Raw genomic sequence first — 22,793 nt, forward strand, 5'->3', positions numbered from 1 at the left:
ATGGCCGAACTGATCCTGCACCATTACCCGGAATCGCCCTTCTCGGAAAAAGTCCGGGCCATCCTTGGCGCCAAGGGGCTGCCATGGCGCTCGCTGCAGGTCTCGATGGTCATGCCCCGCCCGGCGACGATTGCGCTCACCGGCGGCTATCGGCGCATTCCCGTGCTGCAGGTTGGCGCAGACGTCTATTGCGACACCGCGCTGATTGCCGAATACCTGGACCACATGGGCAGCGGCCCGAGCCTCTTTCCGGCCGGCAACCGCCTCGCCGCGCAGACCCTTGCGCGCTGGGTCGATACCGAACTGTTCTGGGCGGCGGTTACCCTGCGCTTCCTGCCCGAGAACATGGGCGGCTTCTTCGCCGATCCCGCCAGCGCACAGGCCTTTGCCGAAGACCGCGCCAATTTCGCGCAAGGCGCGCAAGTGCGGCGCCCCCCGGTCGATGAAGCGAAGGCGCGCTATGCCCGGTTCCTCGCTGAAATGGAGGCGCAGCTTGGCGATGGCCGCCCCTACCTGTTCGGCGCCGAGTGGAGCGTGGCCGACTTCGCCGTCTATCACATGCTGTGGTTCATCCACGCTGGCGGCGGCATGGCAGACTGGCTGGCCAGCCGAGCCCATATCTCGGCTTGGATGGACCGGATGCGGGCCTTCGGACAGCATGGCGGGGAGGACATCGAGGCCGATGAGGCCCTCGCCATTGCGCGCGAGGCCGATCCGCTTGCCATCGACCTGACGAGCGACCTGCCCGGCATCCCGCCCGGCACCACCGTCGATGTCGCCCCGGTGGACTACGGCGTGATGCCAAGCCGCGGCACCCTGCTCCACTGCGACACCGATAGCATCGTCATCCGGCGCGAACATGCGCTGACCGGCGCGGTCAACGTGCATTTCCCCCGGCACGGTTTCGGGGTGAAGCGGGGGGATTGAGGCACAAGGCGGCGGGCGCTTTGGCCGGGAACGTCAGGATCAGGTGTCGCGGCACCTCTCAGCCGGGGATCGGATTATGAAGCCTATCGGAATGCTGTTCATCGTGGGTTCGCTGCTGGTGGCTGGCACGTCGCCGGCCTTGGCCGAGGAGGTCGATCCAGCCGTATTTGCACCGTTGCAGACCTTTGCTGAAGGGATGAGTTCAGGCGAGATGAGCAGGGCGGCGATCGCCTTTGCACCGGCAGCCGCGATCACGGATTCGTTTGCCCCCTATCACTGGTCTTCGTTCGCAGACTGGATCAAGGACGGCGACCGCTTCTTCAAGGCAAACGGGGTGACGGACTTTCACATCGCCCTCGCCGCGCCCAGCACCACCGACGTGACCGATGACCATGCCTATGCCGTAGTGCCCACCACGGAGACATTTCTGGCCAATGGCAAGCCAACCGAAGAAAAAGGCGTTTTCACCTTCGCGCTGATCCGAACCGGGTCCGGCTGGCGCATCACCAGCGTTAGCTGGTCAACGCTCTGACCCTGCATCCCGCAGGTACGGGCTGTCCTACACGCACCGTCCTATGGCATGGGGCCACATCTGCTCCTTGAACCTCGTGAATTTCCCAGCATCCGCCGCGCGCCGCGCGCCGCGCGGCACTATCGCGCGCGCCTGGCCCGCAGCACGAAGCCCTCCGCCGCATATTCCGCTCAGGACTGTGTCAACCGTGTCAACTTGACCTAGATTGAAGTCGCGGCCTCGGCCTTGGCCTTTTCCTCGGCGTCCTTCTTCTCGGCAAAGCGCATCACGATGAGCGTGCCTTCGAAGAGGATCATCAGCGGGATCGCGAGCATCAGCTGGCTGAGCACGTCGGGCGGGGTGATCACCGCGGCGAGCGCGGTGATGCCGACGATCACGTAGCGCCGCGCCGCCACGAGCTGCGCGCGGGTGACGATCCCCGCGCGGTTCAGCAGCATGAGCAGCACCGGCAGCAGGAAGCTGATCCCGAACGCGAAGATGAACTGCATCACAAGGTTGAGGTATTCCTCGATCCCCGGCAGCGCTTCAAGCTGCAGGCCGCCGCGATCCCCCTGAAAGCCGATGAACCAGCGGAAAGCTGTGGGCATCACGATGAAATAGGCAAGGCTCGCGCCCATCGTGAAAAGGATCGGCGTCGCGATCAGGAAGGGCAGGAAGGCCTTCTTCTCGCGCGCATAGAGCCCGGGCGCGATGAACGCCCAGAGCTGGTTGGCGATCACCGGGAAGCTGATCAGGAACGCCGCGAACAGCGAGACCTTGAGATCGACGAAGAACGCCGAATAGAGCTTGGTGTAGATGAGCTTGCCCTGGCCCGCCGGAAACGCGAGCACGAGCGGGTGGACCAGAATGCCAAGGATCTGGTTGGCGAAGAAGAAGCACACCACGAACGCAACCGCGATGGCATAGACGCAGCGCAGCAGCCGCGTGCGCAGCTCAAGCAGATGATCGAGCAGCGGGGCCTGCGATTCGTCGATATCGCTCACCATTATGCAGCCCCCTCCGCCGGTCCGCGGGCGCGGGCGGGGCGTTCGGCAATGGGGAGCATTTCGCCGACAGGTTCCGTCGGCGCGACGGCGGCGATTTCGGGATCGATCGGAACAGCGACGGGAGCGGGCAGCGACTGCATGAGCGGCGGAGGATCGTTCTGGTCGATCGCAGCGATTGCAGTCTGCCCGGCGGCGGGATCAGGTGCGGGGCTAGCCGCCATGATCGCGGCGTTCTGCTCCTTCCACTTGCGCTCCATCTCTTCCATCTCCGCCTCGCGGATCATGGTTTCGAGACCGGTGCGGAAGTGGCCAGAAACGCGGCGGATCTTGCCGATCCAGCGCCCGGCAGTGCGCAGCGCCAGCGGCAGATCCTTTGGACCGATGACGATGATCGCCACGATAACGACGAGAAGCATCTCGTCTGGCGCAATGCCGAACATCGTATCAGCCCTGTGGTGTGTGCTGGATCAGGCTGCGGGGCCGGAGCCGGTCTGCTCGGGCTGCGTCGCAGGCGCGACGGGGGCTGCCGGCTGCTGCTGGATCTGCACCGGAGGCTGGACGAGCGGCGTATCCGTGCCCTCGCTCATGCCCTGCTTGAAGCTTTTGATACCCTTGCCGAAATCGCCCATCATCTCGGAAATGCGGCCACGGCCGAACAGGATGAGGACAACCAGCGCCAGAATGATCAGATGCGGAAGGGACAGAGCGCCCATGGGTATTCTCCTTTATGTCCCTTCAGATAGGACATCTTGGCCGAAACTGCCAGCAAGCTCGCGAAGATTCGTCAAGCTTCGTTTGTTTCGTCGTGCGCTCCATCGGGTTCCTCGTCCGCTTCACCCGCAAACACCGCCTCGACCGGATCAAGCAGCCCCGCCGCACGAAGTTCCTCGATCCCCGGCAGATCACGCCGCGATTCGAGACCGAAGTGCGCAAGAAACTCCGGCGTCGTCGCGTAGATCGTCGGGCGGCCGGGGCCTTCGCGGCGACCGGCGATCCTGATCCAGCCCGCTTCCATCAGCACGTCGAGCGTGCCCTTGGCAGTCTGCACACCGCGGATCGCCTCGATCTCGGCGCGGCTGACAGGTTCGTGATAGGCAATGATCGCCAGCGCCTCGGTCGCCGCGCGGGAAAGGCGGCGCACGTCCTCGCGCTCACGGCGCAGGAGGTGCGCGAGATCGGGCGCGGTCTGGAAGTGCCAGCGATCCCCGCGCCTGACGAGTTCGACGCCCCGCCCGGCATAATGCGCGGCGAGCGCTTCAAGCGCAGGTCCGACATCGGCGCCGCCGAGATGGCGCGAAAGGTCTTCCGCGCTCATCGGAGCTTCGGCGGCGAACAGCGCTGCCTCGACCGCGCGTTCGATCTCGTCCTGCGGGCTCATCCGCGACCCCGGCGCAGCATCAGCGGCGCATACGTCGCTTCCTGCGCCAGTTCGACCTTGCCCTGCTTGGCCAGTTCAAGCGCCGCAACGAAGCTGGACGCCAGCGCCGAACGGGCGAGGCGCGGATCGGCTCCCGGCTCCTGCTCCGGGAGGAACAGGCTAAGCTCGGTCCAGTCGATCGCCGCGCCAATCAGCGCCTCGACCCGCGCGATGGCCGCCTCCAGCGTCATCACCGGCCGCGCGCGGACCATGTGGACCACGGGCCGCCCCCGATACTGGACATGGCCATAGGCCTGCATCAGCGCAAAGAGATCGCACTGCCAGCGCACCTGCCGTTCGATGCGCAGCCCCTCCGGAGCACCGCGCGGGAAGACATCGCGGCCAAGCCGGTCGCGCGCCATCAGCCGGGCGCCGGCCTCGCGCATCGCGCCGAGCCGCTGGAGCCGGAGTTGCAGCCGCAGCGCAAGTTCCTCGGGGCTCGGCTGGACTTCGGGATCGCGCGGCAGGAGGAGCAGCGATTTGAGCCACGCCAGCCAGGCTGCCATGACGAGGTAATCCGCCGCCAGTTCAAGCCGCTGCGCGCCCGCCCGTTCCACGAATTCGAGGTACTGATCGACAAGCGCAAGGATCGAGATCTTGAGCAGATCCACCTTCTGCCGCCGCGCCAGATCGAGCAGGAGGTGCAGTGGCCCTTCCCAGCCGTCGATGGCCAGCGTCAGCGTGTCCGGCTCCCCGCTGCGCGCTTCGGGCGGCACATCGAGCGGGGTCTCGTCCCAGTCATCGCCTGCCAACGGCACGGCAAGGGCGGTTTCCTCGATCACGCCGCCAATGCCAGCAATCGGTCGCGCGTTTCGGTACGCTCAGCCTGCCGCGCGTGGTCGACCGGGGCGGTGAAATCACTTGTGGCGGCGAGCGCGCGTTCGAGCCGCGTCGCGGTTTCAGCGGACATCGGCGCAAGCGCGCTGGCGATGCCGATCATGTCGTCCATCTTCGCCCAGCAGTTGAGCGCGATATCGCAGCCCGCCGCCTGCGCGCGCGCCGCACGGTCCGGCACTGCGCCGCCGAGCGCCTGCATGTCGAGATCGTCGGTCAGCAGCAGGCCATCGAAACCGATGCGCCCCCGGATCACCTCCCGGATCACCGTCGAGGACAGCGTGGCCGGGTTTGCATTATCCCACACCGTGTAGCGGACATGGCCGGTCATGCCGATCAGGCTGTCCTTCAGCGCGCGGAAGGGGGCGAGGTCGGTCTCGAGCTCCGCCTCGCTCGCGGTCACGGTCGGTAGTTCCTTGTGGCTGTCCACCCCGGCGCGGCCATGGCCCGGCATGTGCTTGATCACGCCGCCGACGCCCGCGCGCGCAAGGCCTTCCAGCATCGCCCGGCCAAGCGCCGCCACCCGCAGCGGCTCGTGCCCCAGGGCGCGATCCCCGATCACATCGTGCGCGCCATCCTGCCGCACATCGAGCAGCGGCAGGCAATCGACGCTGATCCCCGCTTCGGCCAGATCGAGCCCCAGCGCCTCGGCATGGGCGCGTGCGGCTTCGATCGCGCTGATCGGCGCGCGCTCGTAAAGCCGGTCGAACGCCGCGCCGGGGGGATAGGCGGCCCAGACCGGCGGCTTCATCCGCGCGACGCGGCCGCCTTCCTGATCGATGCAGATGAACGTGCGCTCCCGCCCGTGGAGCGCACGCAGTTCATCGGTCAGCGCACGCAGCTGGTTGCGGCTTTCGACATTGCGGCCAAACAGGATGTAGCCCGCCGGATCGGCATCGCGGAAGAAGGCGCGCTCGTCATCGCTGAGAGTCAGGCCCGATAGGCCAAAGATCGCCGGGAGCATCGCGGTGGATTCGCCCAAATGCGCACGCCTGGCAAGGCCGGGGGCTGTGGATCACGGGGGAAAAGCGCCGGAATGCGGCCATGCTTGCCACCCTGCGGGCAAAATGCTCAACATTGCAGACCCCCTGCCTGCCGGAGCCGTGCCCATGCTGCGCAAGCTCGCTTATGTCCTGCTCGCCCTTGTCGTCCTTGCGGGCGCCACCGCGTGGGTCCTGTCCCCGCCGCGCTATGCCGATCCTGCGGGCCTGCGCTTTACCGGCAAGACGCCCGGGTCGGTCATCGCGGTGGAGCGGGTCGGCGGGCACAACCGGCTGGTGCTGACCGGGCTCCTGATGCTGGCCCTGCCCGTGCGCGCCCCGATTTCGGACGGCGCAGAACTGCTGCGCGTGCGCTACTGGTCGCAGGCCGGGGGCCAGCCGGTCGAGGCTTCGGGCCTGATGGCTGTACCCTATCGCACGCTGGGCGGCGCGGCGCCCCGCGGCACGGCGATGTATCTCCACGGCACCAGCCCGGACCGCACTGCCTCCCCCTCCGCGCCGGGCGATCAGGAAGGGCTGCTCCCCGCCGCGCTGTTTGCCGGGGGCGGCTATATTCTGCTGGCGCCCGATTACTTCGGGCTCGGCCAATCGCATGCCGCGCCGGCCTATATCCACGCCCCGGCGACTGCCGCAGCGGCGCGCGATCTGGTGATCGCCGCGCGGCAAGTGTCGGGGGCGATGCATCTGCCCTTCTCTCCCGATCTCTACCTGACCGGCTTTTCGCAAGGGGGCCATGCCACCGCGATCGTCCAGCGCGATCTGGAGGCGCGCCCCATTCCCGGCGTGACGGTGAAGGCAGCTGCCGCGATTTCGGGCGCGTTCGATCTTGCCGGGGTGAGCGTTCCCTATGCCTTCGTGCACAAGCATTCGCTCTATCTCGCCTATATCGCGGCCTCCTATGCCGCGCAGTATCACCAGCCGCTCGCCGCGGTGATTGCGGATCGCTATGCGGGGATCTTGCCCGGCCTGTTTGACGGCAACCACAAAGTCGATGCGATCGACGCCGCGCTGCCGGCCGATCCGCGCGATCTGTTCCGGCCCGAAGCCATGGCCGCGATCGAGGCACACCAGTCCAACTGGTTTACCGATGGCCTAGCCGCGAACGAGGCCTTCCGCTGGGCGCCCAAGGCACCGCTGCGGCTCTATTACGGCGACAGGGACACCGACGTTTCACCGCAGGATTCAAAGCAGTTTGCCGCAGTCTCGGCAAAGCTGGGCGGCAATATCAAGTTGATGCCGCAAGGGCCTTACGACCACGTCGGCACGGCGCTGCAAGCCGTGCCGCGCATTCGCGTGTGGTTCGATGAAATCAGCGCTTCACCTGGCACTTGAGCCCGCCGGCCTGCAGCTTGGTGCAGAGAGCGTTGGCGGCGGCGAAATCGCCCACCACAGCCTGAAGGCGGAACACGGTCGCCATATCGGCCTTGCCCTCGATCACGCGGTGCGACAGGCCCGAAAGCGCTTCGTGCGCGGTGACCAGCTTGGTCCACGCCGCTTCGGCAGACGCGCTCGTCGAGAACGCGCCGACCTGCACGCCAACGCCCGAAGTCGCCCCGGCCGGTGCGGGCGCGGGGGCCGCTGCGGATGGCTTGGGCGCTGCGGCGGGGGTTGTTGCCGGGGCGGCGCTGCCGGCAAGGTTGGCAACGGGCTTCTGGCCCTCGCTCACCTTGAAGCTGGCATCACCGGTGCCCTGGAAGGTCTTTCCGCCGGGATCCTTGGGCGCGATCTTGTAGGGTTCCTTGTTCGCCGCGATCAGGCTGCCATCGGCGGCAGCGCTCGATCCGCCCCGGTGCGAGATCCAGTAGATCCCGCCGAGCAGCGCCGCGAGCAGCAGGACCGCCAGCACGCCAAAGCCGATCATCCGGCTGTTGTCAGACCCCGGTTCGTCGAAATCGACATCGTCGGCGCTTTCGAGCCAGGGCAGGCGTTCCTCGTCACCGAGCGCGAGGCGATCGTCCGCCGCAGCGATCACGCCTGCTGCAGCTTCGTGCGCCTGTGCCCCCCAGTTGCCATCATGGCCGCCGTTTTCGTCGTCTTCGCCGATCCCGCTGATAACCATTGCCTCAAAGCTCCTCGGCGGCCTCTACGCCCAACAAGGCCAATCCGTTCTTCACCACTTGCCCGATTTGTGAGGCGAGGAATAGTCGTGCCGACGTGAGCGCGGCATCCTGTGCCACAATGAAGCGCTTGTCCGGCCGGTCATTCCCGACGTTCCAGTAAGCATGGAAGCCGGCGGCGAGGTCATAAAGGAAAAACGCCACCCGGTGCGGCTCGCGCGCGGCGGCAGCGCTTTCGACCACGCGCGGGAACTGCGCGGCGAGCTTGACGAGGCCAAGCTCCTCCACGCCCAGCAGCGCGACATGTTCCGGCGCGGGCGCAATGGCTTCGGCCGCCGCCTTGCGCAAGGTGGAGTGGATGCGCGCATGGGCATACTGGACATAGAACACCGGATTGTCCTTCGAGGCTTCGACCACCTTGTCGAAATCGAAGTCCATCTGCGCATCGGGCTTGCGGGTGAGCATGGTGAAACGCACCACATCCTTGCCGACCATATCGACGACATCGGCGAGCGTGACGAAATTGCCCGCGCGCTTCGACATCTTGAACGGCTGGCCGCCCTTCATCAGCTGGACCATCTGGACCAGCTTGATCTCGAAGGGCTTGGGGCTTGCGCCATCGGCACTGGTGAGCGCGGCGACCGCGGCCCTGATCCGCTTGACCGTACCGGCATGGTCCGCGCCCCAGATATCGACGAGCGCGTCGGCGGTCTGCGCCTTCTGGAAGTGGTAGGCGAGGTCAGCGCCGAAATAGGTCCACGAACCGTTCGACTTCTTGATCGGGCGGTCCTGATCGTCGCCGAACCTGGTCGAGCGGAACAGCGGCAGCGCCACCGGTTCCCAATCGTCCGGCAGCTTGCCCTTGGGCGCCTCGAGCTCGCCATCATAGACCAGATCGTGCGCGCGCAGCCACGCCTCGGCGGCATCGACTTTGCCCGAGGCCTGCAGTGCCGCTTCGGACGAAAACAGATCGTGGTGGATGCCGAGCGTCGCCAGATCGTCGCGGATCATGTCCATCATCGCCGCGACGGCGCGAGTGCGGAAGGGCACGAGCCATTCGGCTTCGGGCGCCTTGGCATAGGCATCGCCAAATTCGGCGGCGAGCGCCTGCCCGACCGGCACGAGGTAGTCGCCCGGATAGAGGCCTTCGGGCACAGCGCCAACATCTTCGCCGAGCGCTTCGCGGTACCGCAAGTGGACTGACCGCGCGAGCACATCGACCTGCGCGCCCGCATCGTTGACGTAGTATTCGCGCGTCACCCGGTGGCCCGCAAATTCGAGCAGGCTGGCCAGCGCATCGCCAACCACCGCGCCGCGGCAGTGGCCCATGTGCATCGGCCCGGTGGGGTTGGCCGAGACATACTCGACATTGACCATGCTGCCCCCGCCCATCACGGAGCGACCATAGTCGCCGGCCTTCGCCGCGATCAGCGCCAGCTCGGCCAGCCAGGCGCTATCGGCGAGGCGCAGATTGATGAAGCCCGGCCCGGCGATCTCGGCGGAGGCGACGCGCGGCTCGCGCGTCAGTTCATCTACCAGCAGCGCGGCGAGCGCGCGCGGGTTGGTGCCGGCGGGCTTGGCCAGGACCATCGCGGCGTTGGTCGAGATATCGCCATGGCTCGCCTCGCGCGGCGGCTCGCAGGTCACCCCGCTTCGCGCAAGGCCCTGAGGCAGCCTGCCTGCGGCGACGAGCGCGTCGAGCGCGCGGTCGATCACACCGGCAAAATCGGCAAACAGGGGAAGAGCGGCGGGTGCGGTTGCAGTCTCGGTCATGAGCGCGCCGTTAGCCCAAGCGCGCGCCGGAGGGAATGCCTAGCGACGGGCGTTGTAGGAGAGCTGTGCATCCGTCAGCTGGAAGCCGACGACCAGCTCGAAGCTCGCCTTGGCCAGCGCCGCGCGCACTTCAGGCAGCGCGAGGGGATCGGTGGCCGCATCGGCCTGGCCCGCCCGGCGCTTCTTGTTGAGCAGCCTGCGCACGCTATCGGGCAGCGTGGCCTCGCTGCGGTCGATCGTCGAGCCGGCACGGCCCTGCGCCTGCGCGCGTTCCTGCCCGTCAGCGAAATCGATCGTCACCGAACCAAGGCGCTTGGAGATCACGACATTGCCGCCGCGCATCACGGCCGAGAAATACGGCAGCACCACCCGGCGCGCGCCGTGCGTATCGGTGCGGCGGGCGTAGACATCGAAAGTCGCGTCGGTGCGCAGAACGGTCTGGCCCTTTGCATCATCGCAGGTGCTGCGCAGATTGGTGATCGACGCCGTCAGGTCGATTGCGCCGGCATCGGTGCGGCCGGGCGCGGAGAACAGCGTGATGTCGCCGGTCATGTCCGGAATCTCGACCAGCGGGCATGGGCTGCGCAGCGCGGTGACGCCCACACTGTCATCCACCACCAGTTCGCCGCCGCCGCCCTTGCAGGCGCCGAGCGTGCCGACGAGGGCCAGCGCGGCAAGCGGGGCAAAGCGCCGGAGGACAGACGGGCGGAAGGCGGGCAGGGTCATTCAGGCATCCTTGGTGAGCGCCCCGATCAGAGGCACCGCGCTTCCTCTAGCCACCGCATCCCCGCGGCGCAATGCCGCATGCCTGAACGCCGTGCAATGGTGCATGCCCCTCGCAGCGGGTTTGCCGGGCGACTGCCCCCCTGCTAAGGTTGGCGCCGATGACCACCACCACGACCCAATCGCCCGCCGCCTTGCCGCAGGAATCGAAGGCCGCGCTTGTCCCGCTCAAGCTGCTCATCGCCGCGCCGCGCGGATTCTGCGCCGGGGTGGACCGCGCCATCGAGATCGTCGAGCGTGCGCTCGGCCAATTCGGTGAACCGGTCTACGTGCGCCACGAAATCGTCCACAACCGCTTCGTGGTGGACGGGCTCAAGGACAAGGGCGCGATTTTCGTCGAGGAACTGGACGAAGTGCCCGATGGCAAGCCCGTGGTCTTTTCCGCGCACGGCGTGCCCAAGGATATCCCCGCCACCGCAACGCAGCGCGGGCTCGAATGGCTCGACGCAACCTGCCCGCTCGTCAGCAAGGTCCACCGACAGGCCGAACGGCATGCCGAAGCCGGACGGCATATCCTGTTCGTGGGGCACAAGGGCCACCCCGAAGTGATCGGCACGATGGGCCAGGTGGCGGAAGGTTCGATCACGCTGGTCGAGACGCTGGAGGACGTGGCGGCGCTTGATTTTCCGGAGAGCACGCCGCTCGCGTTCCTTACCCAGACGACGCTTTCGGTGGACGACACGCGCGAGATCGTGGCGGCGCTGCGCGCACGCTTCCCGGAAATCAGCGGGCCGCGCGCCGAGGATATCTGCTACGCCACATCCAACCGGCAAGCCGCGGTCAAGGCGATTGCGGAGCGCTGCGATCTGCTGCTGGTGATCGGCGCGCCCAACAGCTCCAACTCGCTCCGCCTCGTCGAAGTGGCCGAGCGCGAGGGCACGCCTGCCCGCCTGATCCAGCGCGGGAGCGAGATCGATCCGGCCTGGCTTGCCGAGGTCAAGACTCTCGGCCTCACCGCCGGGGCTTCAGCGCCGGAACTGCTGGTGCGCGAAGTGGTCGACAGGCTGCGTGAATGGCGCGTGGTCGAGGAGGAAACCGTGACCACCACGGTCGAGAAGATGGTGTTCAAGCTGCCCCGCCAGCTCACCGACTGAAGCAGAACGCCATGGCAGTCTACACACACCTCGGCGCGGAGGAGATGGCCGCGCTGATCGCTCGTTTCGATGTCGGCACGCTGGTTTCGGCGAAGGGCATTGCCGAAGGGGTCTCCAACAGCAACTGGCTGCTCGAAACCACTGGCCATGACAGAGCGGGCGCGCGCTTCATCCTCACCATGTACGAGTTCCGCATCGAACTGGCGGACCTGCCCTATTTCCTCTCGCTGCTCGATCACCTTGCCGCGCGGGGGTGCCCGGTGCCGCGCACGATCCACGACCGCGAAGGCCAGCTCTACGTCACGCGGCCCGGGCCTGCCGGTGAGGACAAGGCGCTGGCGCTGATCGAGTATCTTCCGGGCGTTTCGGTCAGCACACCGACTGCGGGGCAGGCGCGCGCAGTGGGCGCCGAACTTGCGCGGCTGCATCTTGCGGCGGCCGATTTTCCGGGCAGCCGTGCGAATGGCATGGGGGTTGTGGAATGGCAGCGGCTGGCCGGCGCCTGCGGGCCAGACGGCCTCGCGCGGATCAATCCGGATCTCGCGGACATCGTCGCGCACGAACTGCCGCGCCTTGCCGGGGCCTGGCCCGCGGGCCTGCCCTCCGGCGTGATCCACGCGGATCTCTTCCCGGACAACGTGCTCATGCTGGGCGACAAGGTAACCGGCCTCATCGACTTCTACTTCGCCTGCAACGATATCCTCGCCTACGATCTGGCCGTCACCCATGTCGCGTGGTGCTTCGACAAGGATGACGCCTTTCGCGCCGACGTCTCCGAGGCGCTGATTGGAGGCTATGAAAGCGTTCGCCCACTCGGCGCGGAAGAGCGCGCGGCGCTGCCGCTGCTGGGGCAAGGCGCGGCGATGCGCTTTGCAATGAGCCGCGCGTGGGACTGGCTCAATACGCCCGCCGATGCGCTGGTCACGCCCAAGGACCCGATGGGCCCGGCCCGGCGGCTGGGCTTCTACAAGGCCAATCCGGGAGTTTTTGCGTGAAGCACGTCGCGATTTTCACCGACGGGGCCTGCAAGGGCAATCCCGGCAAAGGCGGCTGGGGCGCGCTGCTGCGCATGGGCGAGGTGGAAAAGGAACTTTCCGGCAGCGAGCGCGAGACGACCAACAACCGCATGGAGCTGATGGGCGCAATCAGGGGGCTCGAGGCGCTCAAGCAGCCCTGCCAGGTCACGCTCCATACCGACAGCCGCTATGTCCTCGACGGGATCACCAAATGGGTGTTCGGCTGGCAGAAGAAGGGCTGGAAGACGGCCGACAACAAGCCGGTCAAGAACGAGGATCTGTGGCGCGCGCTGATCGCTGCAGCGCGCCCGCACAAGATCGAATGGGTCTGGGTGAAGGGCCACGATGGCCACCCGGAAAACGAGCGGGTGGACAAGCTCGCCAGCGATGCGGCCATCGCAGCCTGAAGGCGGTCAGTCGGTCGTGGTATCGACCACTTCGGCGCCCGGGCCGTTCTTCAGCACCGAGTCAATGGCATTCTTCGCGCTGGCCTTCGCCTTGTAGCCTTCGGTCCAGAAAATCGTTTCATCGTTATAGCAGAAGTAGGCGACAAACTCGCCGGCCTTGTTCTTCCGAATCTCGAAACGGTGCGCCATATCCTTAACTCCCTAGGTAAATTTACGGACCCCACAGCGGTCTAGCACGCGGCGGGCGCGGGGGGAGTCCCAAATGTATCGCTATGAGGCAAACCGGGCCGGGGAATAACACGCAGCGTCGATGGCCCCGGTCATCGCATCGCGCGGAAGGCCGAGCAGCAGCTGCGCACCGAGACGCGCTGCGGCCGGGGCGGTCTGGATGCCGAAGCCGCCCTGCCCGGCAAACCAGAACAAGCCCTCCCGCGCCGGGTCGAAGCCGAACACCGGCAGCCGGTCCGGCGCGAAGCTTCTGAGGCCTGCCCAGCGCCGTTCCAGTCCCAGCACCTTCCAGTCCACCGCCTGTTCCATCCGGTCGATCGCCAGCGCGATATCGAGTTCCTCGGGCGCGGCATCGCGCGCCACATCGGGCGTTTCGTCATGCGGGGAAAGCCAAAGGCGGCCGCCTTGCGGGCGGAAATAGAAGTCCTCATCGAAACTGAGCGTCAGCGGCAGCGCCTCAGGCGGCAGCGGATCGACGCGCAATTGCACCATCGAGCGGCGCAGCGGCTGGACGCCGAGCGGCGCGGCGCCGGCAAGCTCCGCGACGGTATCGGCCCACGCGCCCGCCGCATTGACGAGCAGCCCGGCGCGCGCCTCACCCGGCCCGGCTGCACCGCTCCACGCAAGCCGCCAGGCCCCGCCTTCGCGCTCCGCCCCATCAAGCCGAGCGCGCACCCGCAGGACGGTGCCCGTCTTGCGCGCGGCGGCGAGGTAGTGCTGGTGCATCGCGGCGACATCGATATCGGCGCATTCCGGCTCCCAAGCGCCGAGAATCCAGTTCGGCCGCAGCCCCGGCACGATGTCTTCAAGGCGCTCACGCCCGATCAGTTCGATCCGCGCGCCCGCCGCGGCGAACTCGGCGACGAAGGCTTCCGCCGTGCTGCGGTGATCCTCGCGCCCGATGTGAAGGCCCCCGCGGGGGCTGAGGAAGCCGTGTTCGGCCAGCCACGGGCCAGACGCCGCCGTAAGCGGATAGATCTGCGGCCCACCGATGGTCTCGTGCCAGAACGCGGCGGAACGGCCGGTGGTGTGGTAGCCGGGGGTATCCTCCGCCTCGATCAGCAGCACGCGCGCGTGCGGGGCACATTCGGCGGCGAGGCTGGAGCCGGCCATACCGGCGCCGACGATGGCGATATCGAAATGCTCAGGTGTCATGGCTTCACGCTGCTCTGGCAGGGACTGCACGATCGAGGAAGCTGGCAATCGCGGCCATGACCTGACCGCGCACAGGATCCGCCTCGCGCAGCAATTCGTGCCGTGCCTCGCGGCCCCATGCCACCAGCTCGCCGCGCGGCAGGCGCGCCGAGGCTTCGTCGATCGCAGGCCACGAAACCAGCGCATCGCGCATGGCCGCCAGCACCAGCACCGGCGCCATGACCGCTTCGAGCACGCCCGGTGCGCGCAGCTCCTCGATCGAGGCCGCCGCCCGCTCGACCCAGCGCCAGCTGGCTGGGCCGATCTCCAGTTCGGGCCGCGCCGCGCGCCACCACAGCTCGTCGGCATAGCGGTCCGCATCGTGGGTCAGCAGGCTCATGCGATCATCGCTCGGCGCGCCGGGCTTCTCGCTTGTCTTCCATGCCATGCGCTGCGGATCGCCGATGCCGCACATGATTTTTCCATAAATATGCTGAACAAACTGAGGGATTGATGTCACAAATCCTAGCATCGGTGCACTCAAAACGACCGCATCGGGGCTTGCTGCACCTTCTGCTACAGCGCGTAAAACCAGGTGTCCGCCCATCGAATGACCGGCCAGAACATGGGGTCCGGGGGCCGTGCGCACCCAGTCGCGCCACAGCGCGCCAAGGTCCGAAATCCAGATCGAGAAGTCCTCGATATGCCCCACCAGAGGGTTCGCCGTCATGCGCCCGGAGGCCCCCTGACCGCGCCAGTCAGCCGCACTTACATGCCAGCCGGCGCAAGCCCATTCTTCAAGCGTTTCCAGATACTTCTCGTAGAAATCGGCACGCCCCGGCATGAACAGGATCGACCCGCGCGGCGCTGTGCCGGCAGGCGGATCAAGGCTGATGCGACGGATCTCGTGGCCATCGGGCAAGGCCCACCGCCATTCCCGCGCAAGGGCGGGGATGGCGCGCCTGGCTTCGCAAGAATCGTCCAACCTTGTGCTCACGCCAGCACTCCCGTCACAATGCCTTGGCAGCATCCACAAGTACGCGGAAATGCGGCGCCTGTTTGGTTACCGTTTGGTAAGTGATTGTCCCGTAAGAGACCCCCATGCAGGGAACTCACATCGTTTACGGACTGGTCGGGGCCTTGGCAATCGCGCTGCTGGTTGCCGCCTTCACCGATATCCGCCGCCGCCAGATCGACAACTGGCTGAATGCCGCCGTTGCCGCGGGTGCTCCGCTGTTCTGGTGGGCATCGGGCCTCGCTCTGTGGCCGGGTGTCGCGCTGCAGCTGGGGCTCGCCTTGGTCACGTTCCTCGTCCTCGCCGGGCTCTTCGCACTGAAGGCGATGGGCGGCGGTGACGTCAAGCTCCTCTCGGCTCTCGCGCTGTGGATGCCGGCGCTGCTGTTCCTCAAGCTGCTGGTCATCATGGCGCTCGCGGGCGGCGTGCTGACCATCACGATGGGCATGTGGCACATCACGCGGCGCCAGAAGGACAAGCTCAAGATTCCCTACGGCATCGCCATCGCGACGGCCGGACTCTGGATCATCACGACGACTGATTGGACCGCGATTCACACCGTTTCGGCGGGCTGACGCTATCTTAACCATTTTGCCCGAAGGATGCGGGCGGATCAAACGGCAGGATTGAAGCCATGGACAGGAAGAAGCTGTTGCTGCTGGTAGGGGCGCTGATCGTGGCGATCGGCACGGCCTTTGCTGCCAGGAGCCTGTTTGCGGGCGCTGGTTCGCCGCAGGCAGCGGCCGCCGCGAAGGTACAGATGGGTGCGAAGGTGCTTGTCGCCAACCGTGCGCTTCCGGCCGGAACGATCATCACGGCTGACGCCATGGGCTATCAGCCCTGGCCGAAGGACCTCGTCCAGGACGTCTACTTCACCGAAGACAAGACCGACATGTCGAAGCTGCTCGGCACCGTTGTGCGCCATCCGATCACGGCAGGCGAACCGGTGACGCAGGGCAGCCTTGTCTCCCCCGGCGACCGCGGCTTCCTTGCCGCCGCGCTCGGGCCGGGCATGCGCGCTGTCACCATTCCGGTGAGCGCACGCACCGCCGTCGCGGGCTTTGTCTTCCCCGGTGACCACATCGATCTCGTGCTCACCCAGACGGTGAAGGGCGCGGCGCAACCGCTCAAGGCGGCCGAGACCATCATGAAGAACCTGCGCGTGCTCGCCACCGATCAGTCGACCGAGCAGGAGCAGGTCGAGGGCAAGACCCGCGTGAAGACGTTCAGTACCGTGACCGTGGAAGCCACGCCCAAGATCGCCGAAAAGATCGCGGTGGCGCAGACCATCGGTACGCTGAGCCTCTCGCTGCGCTCGCTGGCCGACAACTCGAGCGAACTCGACCAGGCGATTGCCATGGGTCAGGTGAAGATCCCCGCCGGCACCAGCAAGGCCGATGAAGAGAAGATCATCAAGCAGGCCATGGGCAAACCCATCGAAAGCGGTGGCAACAGCTACGTGACCGGCGGCGATGTCTCGCGCTTCCAGCCCAAGAACGCTGGCCCGACCGATCCGGCCGCCGCGGCTGCTGCCATGGCCAAGGCGATCTCTTCGATGGTCCCGAGAGCGGCAACGCCAGGACCGATGCTCACCCCTGCGGGACGCTCGCTGTTCGCCCCCGGCCCGGTTGTCCGCGTCACTCGCGGCAAGGACACCCAGGAAGTCAGCGTAGGGAGCCACTGAAATGAACACCCTCGCTTCCCTCAAGGCCCAAACTGCGCCCGCGAAAGGCAAGATCATGAAGGCCCCTATCGCAACCAAGCTGCTCTCGCTTGCCGCATCCATGGCCGCTCTGGCCGTGCCGCTGGCGCTCGCTACGGCCCCCGCGCCGGCCCTGGCCCAGACGGTGACCAGCCCGGCGCGTAGCATCGCGATCTCGATCGGTCGCGGCCAGCTCGTCACGCTGCCTGGCAAGATGACCGACGTCTTCGTCGCCAACGACGCCATCGCCGATGTGCAGGTGAAGTCGACCAACCAGCTCTACGTGTTCGGCAAGGCGGGCGGCGAAACCACCGTTTATGCCAGCAACTCGGCGGGCGATGTGGTGTGGTCGGCCAACGTCCGCGTCGGCACCAACATCGACAGCATCGACCAGATGCTCAAGCTCGCCATGCCCGAGGCGCATATTGTTACCTCGACGATGAACAACACCGTGCTGCTCACCGGCACGATTGCCGCGCCCGAGGATGCCGCCGAAGCCGAGCGCCTGGTCAAGGCCTTCGTCGACGAGAAGACCAACGTGATCAGCCGCCTCAAGATGGCGACGCCGCTGCAGGTGAACCTCCATGTGAAGTTCGCCGAAGTGAACCGCTCGCTGGTGCGCCAGATCGGCACGAACATCACCACGATCGACGGCAACGGCAATATCACCAAGTTCGGTGTGAACACCGGTCGTTCCGCCGGCTCGACGTTCACCACCAATCCGCAGCTGCCGCTCGGCATCGGAAATTCCGTGACGGGGCAAATCCCGGATCTGAATAATCCGGGCAAGTTCATCGAGAAGCCCGGCACCAACATCACGCCGCTGCAGGGCCAGTCGACTCTTGCCGTGATGGGCAAGCTGTTCGGGCTCAACGTGCTTTCCGCGCTGGATCTGGGTGAGACCATCGGCCTCGTCACCAGCCTCGCTGAACCAAACCTCACCGCGCTTTCGGGCGAAACCGCCAACTTCCTCGCGGGCGGCGAATACCCGATCCCGGTTTCGACCGGCCTCGGCAACACGGCCATCGAGTTCAAGAAGTACGGCATCAGCCTTGCCTACACCCCAACCGTGCTCGCCAACGGGCGCATCTCGCTGCGGGTGAAGCCGGAAGTGTCCGAACTTTCGTCCGACGGCGCGATCATCAGCAACAACTTCACCGTTTCCGCGCTCACCGTACGCAGCGCAGAGACGACGATCGAGCTGGGTTCGGGCCAGAGCTTCATGATCGCGGGCCTGCTGCGCAACGGCGCGCAGGACACGATCACCAAGATGCCCGGTGCCGGCGATATCCCGATCCTGGGCTCGCTGTTCCGCTCGACTTCGTTCCGCAAGGGCGAGACCGAGCTGGTGATCATCGTCACGCCCTACCTCGTGAACCCGGTCGATTCGAGCGAGATCAAGCTGCCCACCGATGGCTACAAGTCGGCCACCGCGCTGCAACAGATCCTCGGCCACATCGAAGCCGATGGCGACACCGGCGGTGACCGCCCCAAGCCGAAGGAGAAGTCCGGCACGGTGCAGTCCAACGGCCCGAAGGTCGGCGCGCTCGATGCGCCGCTGCCCGACGCTGTCACAGCGCCCGCCGCACCGGCCGCTGCGTCGCAAAAGGCGCCGCGTCCCGCCCGCAATCGTCAGGCCAGCGCTGATGCTGCGCCCGGCTTCAGCATCCAGTGAGAAAGGGCTACACCATGTCCATTCGCTCCGTGTCCTTTCGCCTGCCGCGCATCGCTCGTCCCACCGGGGGCGCCGGCAGGGTCCTTCTCCTCGCTGGCATGCTGAGCCTGCCGCTTGCGGCGTGCAACGCCCCTTCGGCCGACATGAACCGCGGCCTTGAAAGCGTGCGCCAGCCGGTCGTCCAGCGCACCAGCTTCGTGTTCGATGTCTCGACGCTGCCGGGCGGCGGCCTCGCCGTCTCCGAACAGCGCCGCCTTGCCGGCTGGCTCGATGCGCTCGACCTTGGCTACGGGGACCGCATTTCGGTCGATGATCCGGTCGATTCCGACCAGACCCGCACGTCCGTGGAGCAGGTGGCCGGCCGCTTCGGCATTCTCCTCTCCGATGTCGCCCCGGTGACGGAAGGCCCGATCGGCCCCGGCACCGCGCGGATCGTCGTCTCGCGCACCGAGGCCAGCGTGCCCGGCTGCCCGGACTGGTCCGACAAGATCGACAATCGCACCAACAATGCCACCTCGCCCAACTACGGCTGCGCGGTGAACAGCAACATGGCCGCGATGGTCGCCAACAAGGAAGACCTCGTGCACGGCGCCAAGGGTGCCAGCACAACGCTGGTCCAGAGCAACACCAAGGCCATCAACTCCTACCGCGAGCAGGCACCGACCGGTGCCGGGGGCCTGAAGTCCGTTTCCAGCAAGTCCGTTGGGGGTAACTGAGCGATGAGTGCGACCTGGAAAACCGGCAATCGCGACATGTTCGCGGCCTTCATGTGCGACGATGCGGCGCTCGACGTGCTGCGTCCGGTCTCGGTCGACATGGGCTGGCAGCCGGAAAAGTGCAACAAGGGCGGCCTGCGCAATGCGATCCAGTCGCTCTCGATCGCAGCGAGCCCGGCCATCCTCATGGTCGACCTGTCCGAAAGCGGCGACCCGCTGAGCGACATCAACGCGCTGGCCGAAGTCTGCGAGCCCGGCACCGTGGTGATCGCGGTCGGTCAGGTCAACGACGTGCGCCTCTACCGCGACCTGCTCGCCTCGGGCATTCAGGACTATCTCCTGAAGCCGCTGACGCCGGGCCAGGTACGCGATGCGCTGGTTCAGGCGCAGGCGATCTTCGCCTCGCCCAAGTCGGCTGACGGCGCGACCGCCAAGCGCCACGTTTCGACCGCGGTGGTCGGCACGCGCGGCGGCGTCGGTGCCTCGACTGTGGCGACTTCGCTGGCTTGGCTGTTCAGCAGCGATCACCGCATGCCGACCGCGCTGCTCGATCTCGACGTGCATTTCGGCACCGGCGCGCTGACGCTCGATCTCGAACCCGGCCGCGGCCTGACCGACGCGATCGACAATCCGAGCCGCATCGACGGCCTGTTCATCGAACGCGCGATGATCCGCGCCAACGACAACCTGGCGATCCTTTCGGCCGAAGCCCCGATCAGCTCACCGCTGATGACCGACGGCAGCGCGTTCGTTCAGCTGGAGGAGGAATTCCGCCACGCGTTCGAAATGACGATGATCGATCTGCCGCGCAACATGCTGATCAACTTCCCGCACCTGCTGGCGGATGTGAACGTGGTCGTCGTGGTCACCGAGCTCACCCTTGCCGGTGCGCGCGATGCGATCCGCCTGCTTTCGTGGCTCAAGACCAACGCCAAGCATGCCGAAACGATCGTGGTGGCCAACAAGGTCCACTCCGGCGTGGGCGAGATCAGCCGTTCGGACTTCGAAGCTTCGATCGAGCGCAAGATCAACTATGTCGTGCCCTACGATATCAAGGCCGCTGCCAATGCGGCCAAGCTCGGCCAGACTTTCGTCGCCGCCAACCGCGCCAGCAAGGCGGGTGCCGCGATGCGCGATCTGGGCACCGCGATCATCGCCACGGGAAGCGATGGCGAGGTGGTCGAGGTCAAGGGCAAAGGCAAGGCCAAGGCTGCGGACAAGGGCGCCGACAAGAACGGCGGCGCTCCGGGTGCCAAGACCTCGCTACTCGGCAAGTTCGATTTCAAGAAGATCCTGAGCTCCGGCAAGTCCAAGGCCGGAACCCCCGCATGATCCGCAGCCGGCGCAATGGCCCTGCAAGGGACCAGCGCGCCGGCCCCGCACGCACTGAGAGAACTGGCAGGACACGGCCATGAACATGATGCAACTCGTGATCCTAGGCGTCGGCGCTGCGCTGGTTCTGGCTCTGATGTTCCTTGCGCTCAGCGGTCCTTCGGCGAGCCGCGAAGCCTCGCGCCGCCTGCAGACCGTGCGTTTCCGCCACTCGGAAAGCGCGCTGGACAAAGTCGAGGCGCAGTACCGCAAGGCCGTCGCGAACCGCAAGCCGACGACTTATCGCAAGGCGGGCTCCGGATCGCGCATCGAAGCGCTGGCGCTGCGCCTGCACAAGACCGGCAAGGGCTGGACTCTTTCGCAGTATGTCTACGTCTCGATGGGGATCGCGGTCGGCGTGGCGCTGCTCGTCTTCATCAAGTCGGGCGCGCTGCTACTGGGCCTTGGCGCGGGCGTGGCGGTGGGTGCGGGCGTTCCGCACTGGATGGTTGGCCGCGCGATCAACAAGCGCAAGAAGAACTTCGTCGCCAAGTTCCCCGATGCGCTCGAACTGCTCGTGCGCGGCCTGCGTTCTGGCCTGCCGATCACCGAGACCCTCAGCGTCGTTGCCAGCGAACTGCCCGGCCCCGTGGGCGAGGAATTCAAGCTCGTCACCGATCGCATGAAGGTCGGCCGCACGATGGAGGATGCACTCCAGGACACTGCGAACCGGCTCGACATGGCTGAATTCAGCTTCTTCTGCATCACGCTGGCGATCCAGCGCGAAACCGGCGGCAACCTTGCCGAAACGCTGGCGAACCTCGCCGACGTGCTGCGCAAGCGCGCGCAGATGAAGCTCAAGATCGCGGCGATGAGCTCTGAATCCAAGGCCTCGGCCTATATCGTCGGCTCGCTGCCGTTCATCGTGTTCGCGCTGATCTACTCGATCAATCCGCGTTACCTCGGGCAATTCTTCGTTGACGAGCGACTCATCATCGCCGGCCTCGGCGGCCTTGTCTGGCTCAGCCTCGGCGCCTGGATCATGGCGCAGATGGTCAACTTCGAGATCTGAGACCCATCATGGCAGTCAACCCTCCCCCGCATGGCCCCACCCTCCTCGGCGTCGATGTCATCTACGTCGGCTCGATCCTCGTGGGCATCGCCGCCGCGGCGATGCTGCTGGCGATCTATGCCGCGATCACGGTGCGCGATCCGATGGCCAAGCGCGTCAAGGCGCTCAATGACCGGCGCGATCAGCTCAAGGCCGGCATTGTCACGGTCAACGCCAAGAAGCGCCAGAGCATCGTCCGCCGCAACGAGACGACCGACAACATCAAGTCGTTCCTCGAATCGCTGAAAGTGCTCCAGGACAGCCAGCTGAAAGACATCCAGCAGCGGCTGGCGCAGGCCGGCATCCGCAAGAAGGAATGGGCGGTTGCGGTCGTGCTTGGCCGGATGATCGGTCCGATCGTGCTGGGCATCCTGTTCGGCGTGCTGATCTACGGGGTGAACTATTTCCCGCTCTGGCCGGCCTACAAGAAGTTCGGCCTGTTCGCGGGCGCGGTGATATTCGGCTACAAGGGCGCCGACATCTGGATCAAGAACCTCATCAACAAGCGCACCAAGGAGATCCGCAAGGGTCTGCCCGATGCGCTCGATCTGCTGGTGATCTGCGCCGAAGCGGGCCTGACCGTGGACGCCGCCTTCGGCCGCGTCGCACGCGAACTGGGCCGCGCCTATCCCGAACTCGGCGATGAGTTTGCGCTCACCGCGATCGAGCTCTCCTTCCTGACCGAACGGCGCATGGCGTTCGAAAACCTCGCCTACCGGGTCAATCTCGAGTCTGTGAAGGGCGTGGTGACGACGATGATCCAGACCGAGCGCTACGGTACGCCGCTCGCATCAGCACTACGCGTGCTCTCGGCCGAATTCCGCAACGAACGCATGATGCGCGCCGAAGAAAAGGCAGCGCGGCTCCCGGCGATCATGACGATCCCGCTGATCCTGTTCATCCTGCCGACGCTGTTCATCGTGATCCTTGGCCCCGCCGCCTGCTCGATCAGCGACAACTTCCTCAACCGGAAGACGTAAGAGAGAACCCCTCCGTCAGCCCTGCAGGCTGCCACCTCCCCATTTGTCCCTTCGGGAAAAATAGGGAGGAGAGAAGGTGCAACCTTGTGTCCTT

At 66.3% G+C, this 22,793-nt stretch carries 25 protein-coding genes; 13 read left to right on the forward strand and 12 right to left on the reverse strand.

Annotated elements, in window-relative coordinates:
• Both ACO056_RS16670 and ACO056_RS16675 read left to right on the forward strand, forming a co-directional pair.
• Entirely contained in the window at positions 1-927 is a 927-nt protein-coding gene (locus ACO056_RS16670) for a glutathione S-transferase family protein (RefSeq protein WP_421848743.1), read from the forward strand.
• 91 nt (positions 928-1,018) lie between these two features.
• Positions 1,019-1,459, forward strand: coding sequence for a nuclear transport factor 2 family protein (locus ACO056_RS16675; RefSeq protein ID WP_421848745.1), 441 nt, complete (start codon positions 1,019-1,021; stop codon positions 1,457-1,459).
• Positions 1,460-1,659: 200 nt separating this feature from the next.
• Here the strand turns inward: ACO056_RS16675 and tatC are convergent, their stop codons facing one another.
• The 6 genes from tatC to nagZ form a co-directional block, all read right to left on the reverse strand.
• Positions 1,660-2,445, reverse strand: coding sequence for a twin-arginine translocase subunit TatC (gene tatC / locus ACO056_RS16680; protein WP_421848747.1), 786 nt, complete (start codon positions 2,443-2,445; stop codon positions 1,660-1,662).
• Positions 2,445-2,885 carry a Sec-independent protein translocase protein TatB gene (gene tatB, locus ACO056_RS16685; RefSeq protein WP_421848749.1) on the reverse strand — a complete coding sequence of 147 codons (441 nt, stop codon included), beginning with the start codon at positions 2,883-2,885 and terminating at the stop codon, positions 2,445-2,447. The genes tatC and tatB overlap by 1 nt, the downstream gene beginning before the upstream one ends.
• Positions 2,886-2,912: 27 nt before the next feature.
• Positions 2,913-3,158, reverse strand: coding sequence for a twin-arginine translocase TatA/TatE family subunit (gene tatA / locus ACO056_RS16690; RefSeq protein ID WP_421848751.1), 246 nt, complete (start codon positions 3,156-3,158; stop codon positions 2,913-2,915).
• A 71-nt stretch (positions 3,159-3,229) separates the two neighbouring features.
• Positions 3,230-3,823: an SMC-Scp complex subunit ScpB gene (gene scpB, locus ACO056_RS16695; protein ID WP_421848753.1), complete on the reverse strand. Its 594-nt coding sequence runs from the start codon at positions 3,821-3,823 to the stop codon at positions 3,230-3,232.
• Positions 3,820-4,641 carry a segregation and condensation protein A gene (locus ACO056_RS16700; protein ID WP_421855563.1) on the reverse strand — a complete coding sequence of 274 codons (822 nt, stop codon included), beginning with the start codon at positions 4,639-4,641 and terminating at the stop codon, positions 3,820-3,822. Before ACO056_RS16700 ends, scpB begins: the two co-directional genes overlap by 4 nt.
• Positions 4,641-5,660, reverse strand: coding sequence for a beta-N-acetylhexosaminidase (nagZ, locus tag ACO056_RS16705; RefSeq protein WP_421855566.1), 1,020 nt, complete (start codon positions 5,658-5,660; stop codon positions 4,641-4,643). Before nagZ ends, ACO056_RS16700 begins: the two co-directional genes overlap by 1 nt.
• A 145-nt stretch (positions 5,661-5,805) precedes the next feature.
• Between nagZ and ACO056_RS16710 the strand changes: the two genes are divergently transcribed.
• Positions 5,806-7,029 carry a hypothetical protein gene (locus tag ACO056_RS16710; RefSeq protein ID WP_421848755.1) on the forward strand — a complete coding sequence of 408 codons (1,224 nt, stop codon included), beginning with the start codon at positions 5,806-5,808 and terminating at the stop codon, positions 7,027-7,029.
• On the opposite strand, the gene ACO056_RS16715 is transcribed toward ACO056_RS16710, so the two are convergent.
• The 3 genes from ACO056_RS16715 to ACO056_RS16725 are packed head-to-tail and all read right to left on the reverse strand — an operon-like array spanning position 7,007 to position 10,253.
• The gene (locus tag ACO056_RS16715) at positions 7,007-7,756 is read right to left on the reverse strand and encodes an SPOR domain-containing protein (RefSeq protein WP_421848757.1); all 750 of its coding nucleotides are present in this window, start codon (positions 7,754-7,756) and stop codon (positions 7,007-7,009) included. The two genes, ACO056_RS16710 and ACO056_RS16715, sit on opposite strands and share 23 nt — an antisense overlap.
• A 4-nt stretch (positions 7,757-7,760) precedes the next feature.
• On the reverse strand, positions 7,761-9,527 hold the full coding sequence (argS, locus tag ACO056_RS16720) for an arginine--tRNA ligase (RefSeq protein ID WP_421848760.1): 1,767 nt from the start codon (positions 9,525-9,527) through the stop codon (positions 7,761-7,763).
• A 39-nt stretch (positions 9,528-9,566) separates the two neighbouring features.
• Positions 9,567-10,253, reverse strand: coding sequence for a hypothetical protein (locus tag ACO056_RS16725; RefSeq protein WP_421848763.1), 687 nt, complete (start codon positions 10,251-10,253; stop codon positions 9,567-9,569).
• A gap of 158 nt (positions 10,254-10,411) precedes the next feature.
• Here ACO056_RS16725 and ispH point away from each other — a divergent pair, with 158 nt between their 5' ends.
• Genes ispH through rnhA form a run of 3 tightly spaced genes read left to right on the forward strand, consistent with a single transcriptional unit; the run spans position 10,412 to position 12,827 of the window.
• Entirely contained in the window at positions 10,412-11,404 is a 993-nt protein-coding gene (ispH, locus tag ACO056_RS16730; protein WP_421848767.1) for a 4-hydroxy-3-methylbut-2-enyl diphosphate reductase, read from the forward strand.
• Between the two features lie 11 nt (positions 11,405-11,415).
• Positions 11,416-12,399, forward strand: coding sequence for a homoserine kinase (thrB, locus tag ACO056_RS16735; protein ID WP_421848770.1), 984 nt, complete (start codon positions 11,416-11,418; stop codon positions 12,397-12,399).
• Positions 12,396-12,827, forward strand: a complete 432-nt coding sequence (gene rnhA, locus ACO056_RS16740; RefSeq protein WP_421848773.1) for a ribonuclease HI — start codon at positions 12,396-12,398, stop codon at positions 12,825-12,827. Before thrB ends, rnhA begins: the two co-directional genes overlap by 4 nt.
• 6 nt (positions 12,828-12,833) lie before the next feature.
• Here the strand turns inward: rnhA and ACO056_RS16745 are convergent, their stop codons facing one another.
• From ACO056_RS16745 to ACO056_RS16755, 3 genes are all read right to left on the reverse strand, one after another.
• Positions 12,834-13,016 (reverse strand): YegP family protein, encoded by a 183-nt coding sequence (locus ACO056_RS16745; RefSeq protein WP_421848775.1) that lies wholly within the window; start codon positions 13,014-13,016, stop codon positions 12,834-12,836.
• A gap of 81 nt (positions 13,017-13,097) precedes the next feature.
• On the reverse strand, positions 13,098-14,210 hold the full coding sequence (locus ACO056_RS16750; protein WP_421848778.1) for an NAD(P)/FAD-dependent oxidoreductase: 1,113 nt from the start codon (positions 14,208-14,210) through the stop codon (positions 13,098-13,100).
• 4 nt (positions 14,211-14,214) lie between these two features.
• Positions 14,215-15,186, reverse strand: coding sequence for an alpha/beta hydrolase (locus tag ACO056_RS16755; RefSeq protein WP_421848782.1), 972 nt, complete (start codon positions 15,184-15,186; stop codon positions 14,215-14,217).
• A gap of 104 nt (positions 15,187-15,290) precedes the next feature.
• On the opposite strand from ACO056_RS16755, the gene ACO056_RS16760 reads away from it, so the two are divergent.
• The 7 genes from ACO056_RS16760 (at position 15,291) to ACO056_RS16790 (ending at position 22,699) form a co-directional block, all read left to right on the forward strand.
• The gene (locus ACO056_RS16760; protein ID WP_421848785.1) at positions 15,291-15,779 is read left to right on the forward strand and encodes an A24 family peptidase; all 489 of its coding nucleotides are present in this window, start codon (positions 15,291-15,293) and stop codon (positions 15,777-15,779) included.
• Between the two features lie 59 nt (positions 15,780-15,838).
• The gene (cpaB, locus tag ACO056_RS16765) at positions 15,839-16,888 is read left to right on the forward strand and encodes a Flp pilus assembly protein CpaB (RefSeq protein WP_421848788.1); all 1,050 of its coding nucleotides are present in this window, start codon (positions 15,839-15,841) and stop codon (positions 16,886-16,888) included.
• 55 nt (positions 16,889-16,943) lie between these two features.
• Complete coding sequence (locus tag ACO056_RS16770) at positions 16,944-18,581, forward strand: type II and III secretion system protein family protein (protein ID WP_421848790.1); 1,638 nt, start codon at positions 16,944-16,946, stop codon at positions 18,579-18,581.
• Between the two features lie 14 nt (positions 18,582-18,595).
• Positions 18,596-19,297: a CpaD family pilus assembly protein gene (locus ACO056_RS16775; protein WP_421848793.1), complete on the forward strand. Its 702-nt coding sequence runs from the start codon at positions 18,596-18,598 to the stop codon at positions 19,295-19,297.
• Positions 19,298-19,300: 3 nt separating this feature from the next.
• Positions 19,301-20,629, forward strand: a complete 1,329-nt coding sequence (locus tag ACO056_RS16780; protein ID WP_421848796.1) for a pilus assembly protein CpaE — start codon at positions 19,301-19,303, stop codon at positions 20,627-20,629.
• A gap of 79 nt (positions 20,630-20,708) precedes the next feature.
• A complete protein-coding gene (locus tag ACO056_RS16785; protein ID WP_421848799.1) occupies positions 20,709-21,680 on the forward strand; it encodes a type II secretion system F family protein in 972 nt (323 codons plus the stop codon).
• An 8-nt stretch (positions 21,681-21,688) separates the two neighbouring features.
• Positions 21,689-22,699, forward strand: a complete 1,011-nt coding sequence (locus ACO056_RS16790) for a type II secretion system F family protein (protein ID WP_421848802.1) — start codon at positions 21,689-21,691, stop codon at positions 22,697-22,699.
• The last annotated feature ends 94 nt before the right edge of the window (positions 22,700-22,793 follow it).

It is taken from the genome of Novosphingobium sp. (assembly GCF_965228995.1).
Taxonomy (GTDB): Bacteria; Pseudomonadota; Alphaproteobacteria; order Sphingomonadales; family Sphingomonadaceae; genus Novosphingobium.

Bases quoted from the DNA above. Each gene is read 5' to 3' on its own strand.
- ACO056_RS16670 (WP_421848743.1), top strand. From the start codon at position 1: ATGGCCGAACTGATCCTGCACCATTACCCGGAATCGCCCTTCTCGGAA.
- thrB (WP_421848770.1), top strand. From the start codon at position 11,416: ATGGCAGTCTACACACACCTCGGCGCGGAGGAGATGGCCGCGCTGATC.
- ACO056_RS16750 (WP_421848778.1), bottom strand. From the start codon at position 14,210: ATGACACCTGAGCATTTCGATATCGCCATCGTCGGCGCCGGTATGGCC.
- tatB (WP_421848749.1), bottom strand. From the start codon at position 2,885: ATGTTCGGCATTGCGCCAGACGAGATGCTTCTCGTCGTTATCGTGGCG.
- ACO056_RS16675 (WP_421848745.1), top strand. From the start codon at position 1,019: ATGCTGTTCATCGTGGGTTCGCTGCTGGTGGCTGGCACGTCGCCGGCC.
- ACO056_RS16715 (WP_421848757.1), bottom strand. From the start codon at position 7,756: ATGGTTATCAGCGGGATCGGCGAAGACGACGAAAACGGCGGCCATGAT.
- cpaB (WP_421848788.1), top strand. From the start codon at position 15,839: ATGGACAGGAAGAAGCTGTTGCTGCTGGTAGGGGCGCTGATCGTGGCG.
- ACO056_RS16760 (WP_421848785.1), top strand. From the start codon at position 15,291: ATGCAGGGAACTCACATCGTTTACGGACTGGTCGGGGCCTTGGCAATC.
- nagZ (WP_421855566.1), bottom strand. From the start codon at position 5,660: ATGCTCCCGGCGATCTTTGGCCTATCGGGCCTGACTCTCAGCGATGAC.
- ACO056_RS16725 (WP_421848763.1), bottom strand. From the start codon at position 10,253: ATGACCCTGCCCGCCTTCCGCCCGTCTGTCCTCCGGCGCTTTGCCCCG.
- ACO056_RS16745 (WP_421848775.1), bottom strand. From the start codon at position 13,016: ATGGCGCACCGTTTCGAGATTCGGAAGAACAAGGCCGGCGAGTTTGTC.
- ACO056_RS16710 (WP_421848755.1), top strand. From the start codon at position 5,806: ATGCTGCGCAAGCTCGCTTATGTCCTGCTCGCCCTTGTCGTCCTTGCG.
- ACO056_RS16770 (WP_421848790.1), top strand. From the start codon at position 16,944: ATGAAGGCCCCTATCGCAACCAAGCTGCTCTCGCTTGCCGCATCCATG.
- tatC (WP_421848747.1), bottom strand. From the start codon at position 2,445: ATGGTGAGCGATATCGACGAATCGCAGGCCCCGCTGCTCGATCATCTG.
- ACO056_RS16790 (WP_421848802.1), top strand. From the start codon at position 21,689: ATGGCAGTCAACCCTCCCCCGCATGGCCCCACCCTCCTCGGCGTCGAT.
- argS (WP_421848760.1), bottom strand. From the start codon at position 9,527: ATGACCGAGACTGCAACCGCACCCGCCGCTCTTCCCCTGTTTGCCGAT.
- tatA (WP_421848751.1), bottom strand. From the start codon at position 3,158: ATGGGCGCTCTGTCCCTTCCGCATCTGATCATTCTGGCGCTGGTTGTC.
- ispH (WP_421848767.1), top strand. From the start codon at position 10,412: ATGACCACCACCACGACCCAATCGCCCGCCGCCTTGCCGCAGGAATCG.
- scpB (WP_421848753.1), bottom strand. From the start codon at position 3,823: ATGAGCCCGCAGGACGAGATCGAACGCGCGGTCGAGGCAGCGCTGTTC.
- ACO056_RS16780 (WP_421848796.1), top strand. From the start codon at position 19,301: ATGAGTGCGACCTGGAAAACCGGCAATCGCGACATGTTCGCGGCCTTC.
- ACO056_RS16775 (WP_421848793.1), top strand. From the start codon at position 18,596: ATGTCCATTCGCTCCGTGTCCTTTCGCCTGCCGCGCATCGCTCGTCCC.
- ACO056_RS16785 (WP_421848799.1), top strand. From the start codon at position 20,709: ATGAACATGATGCAACTCGTGATCCTAGGCGTCGGCGCTGCGCTGGTT.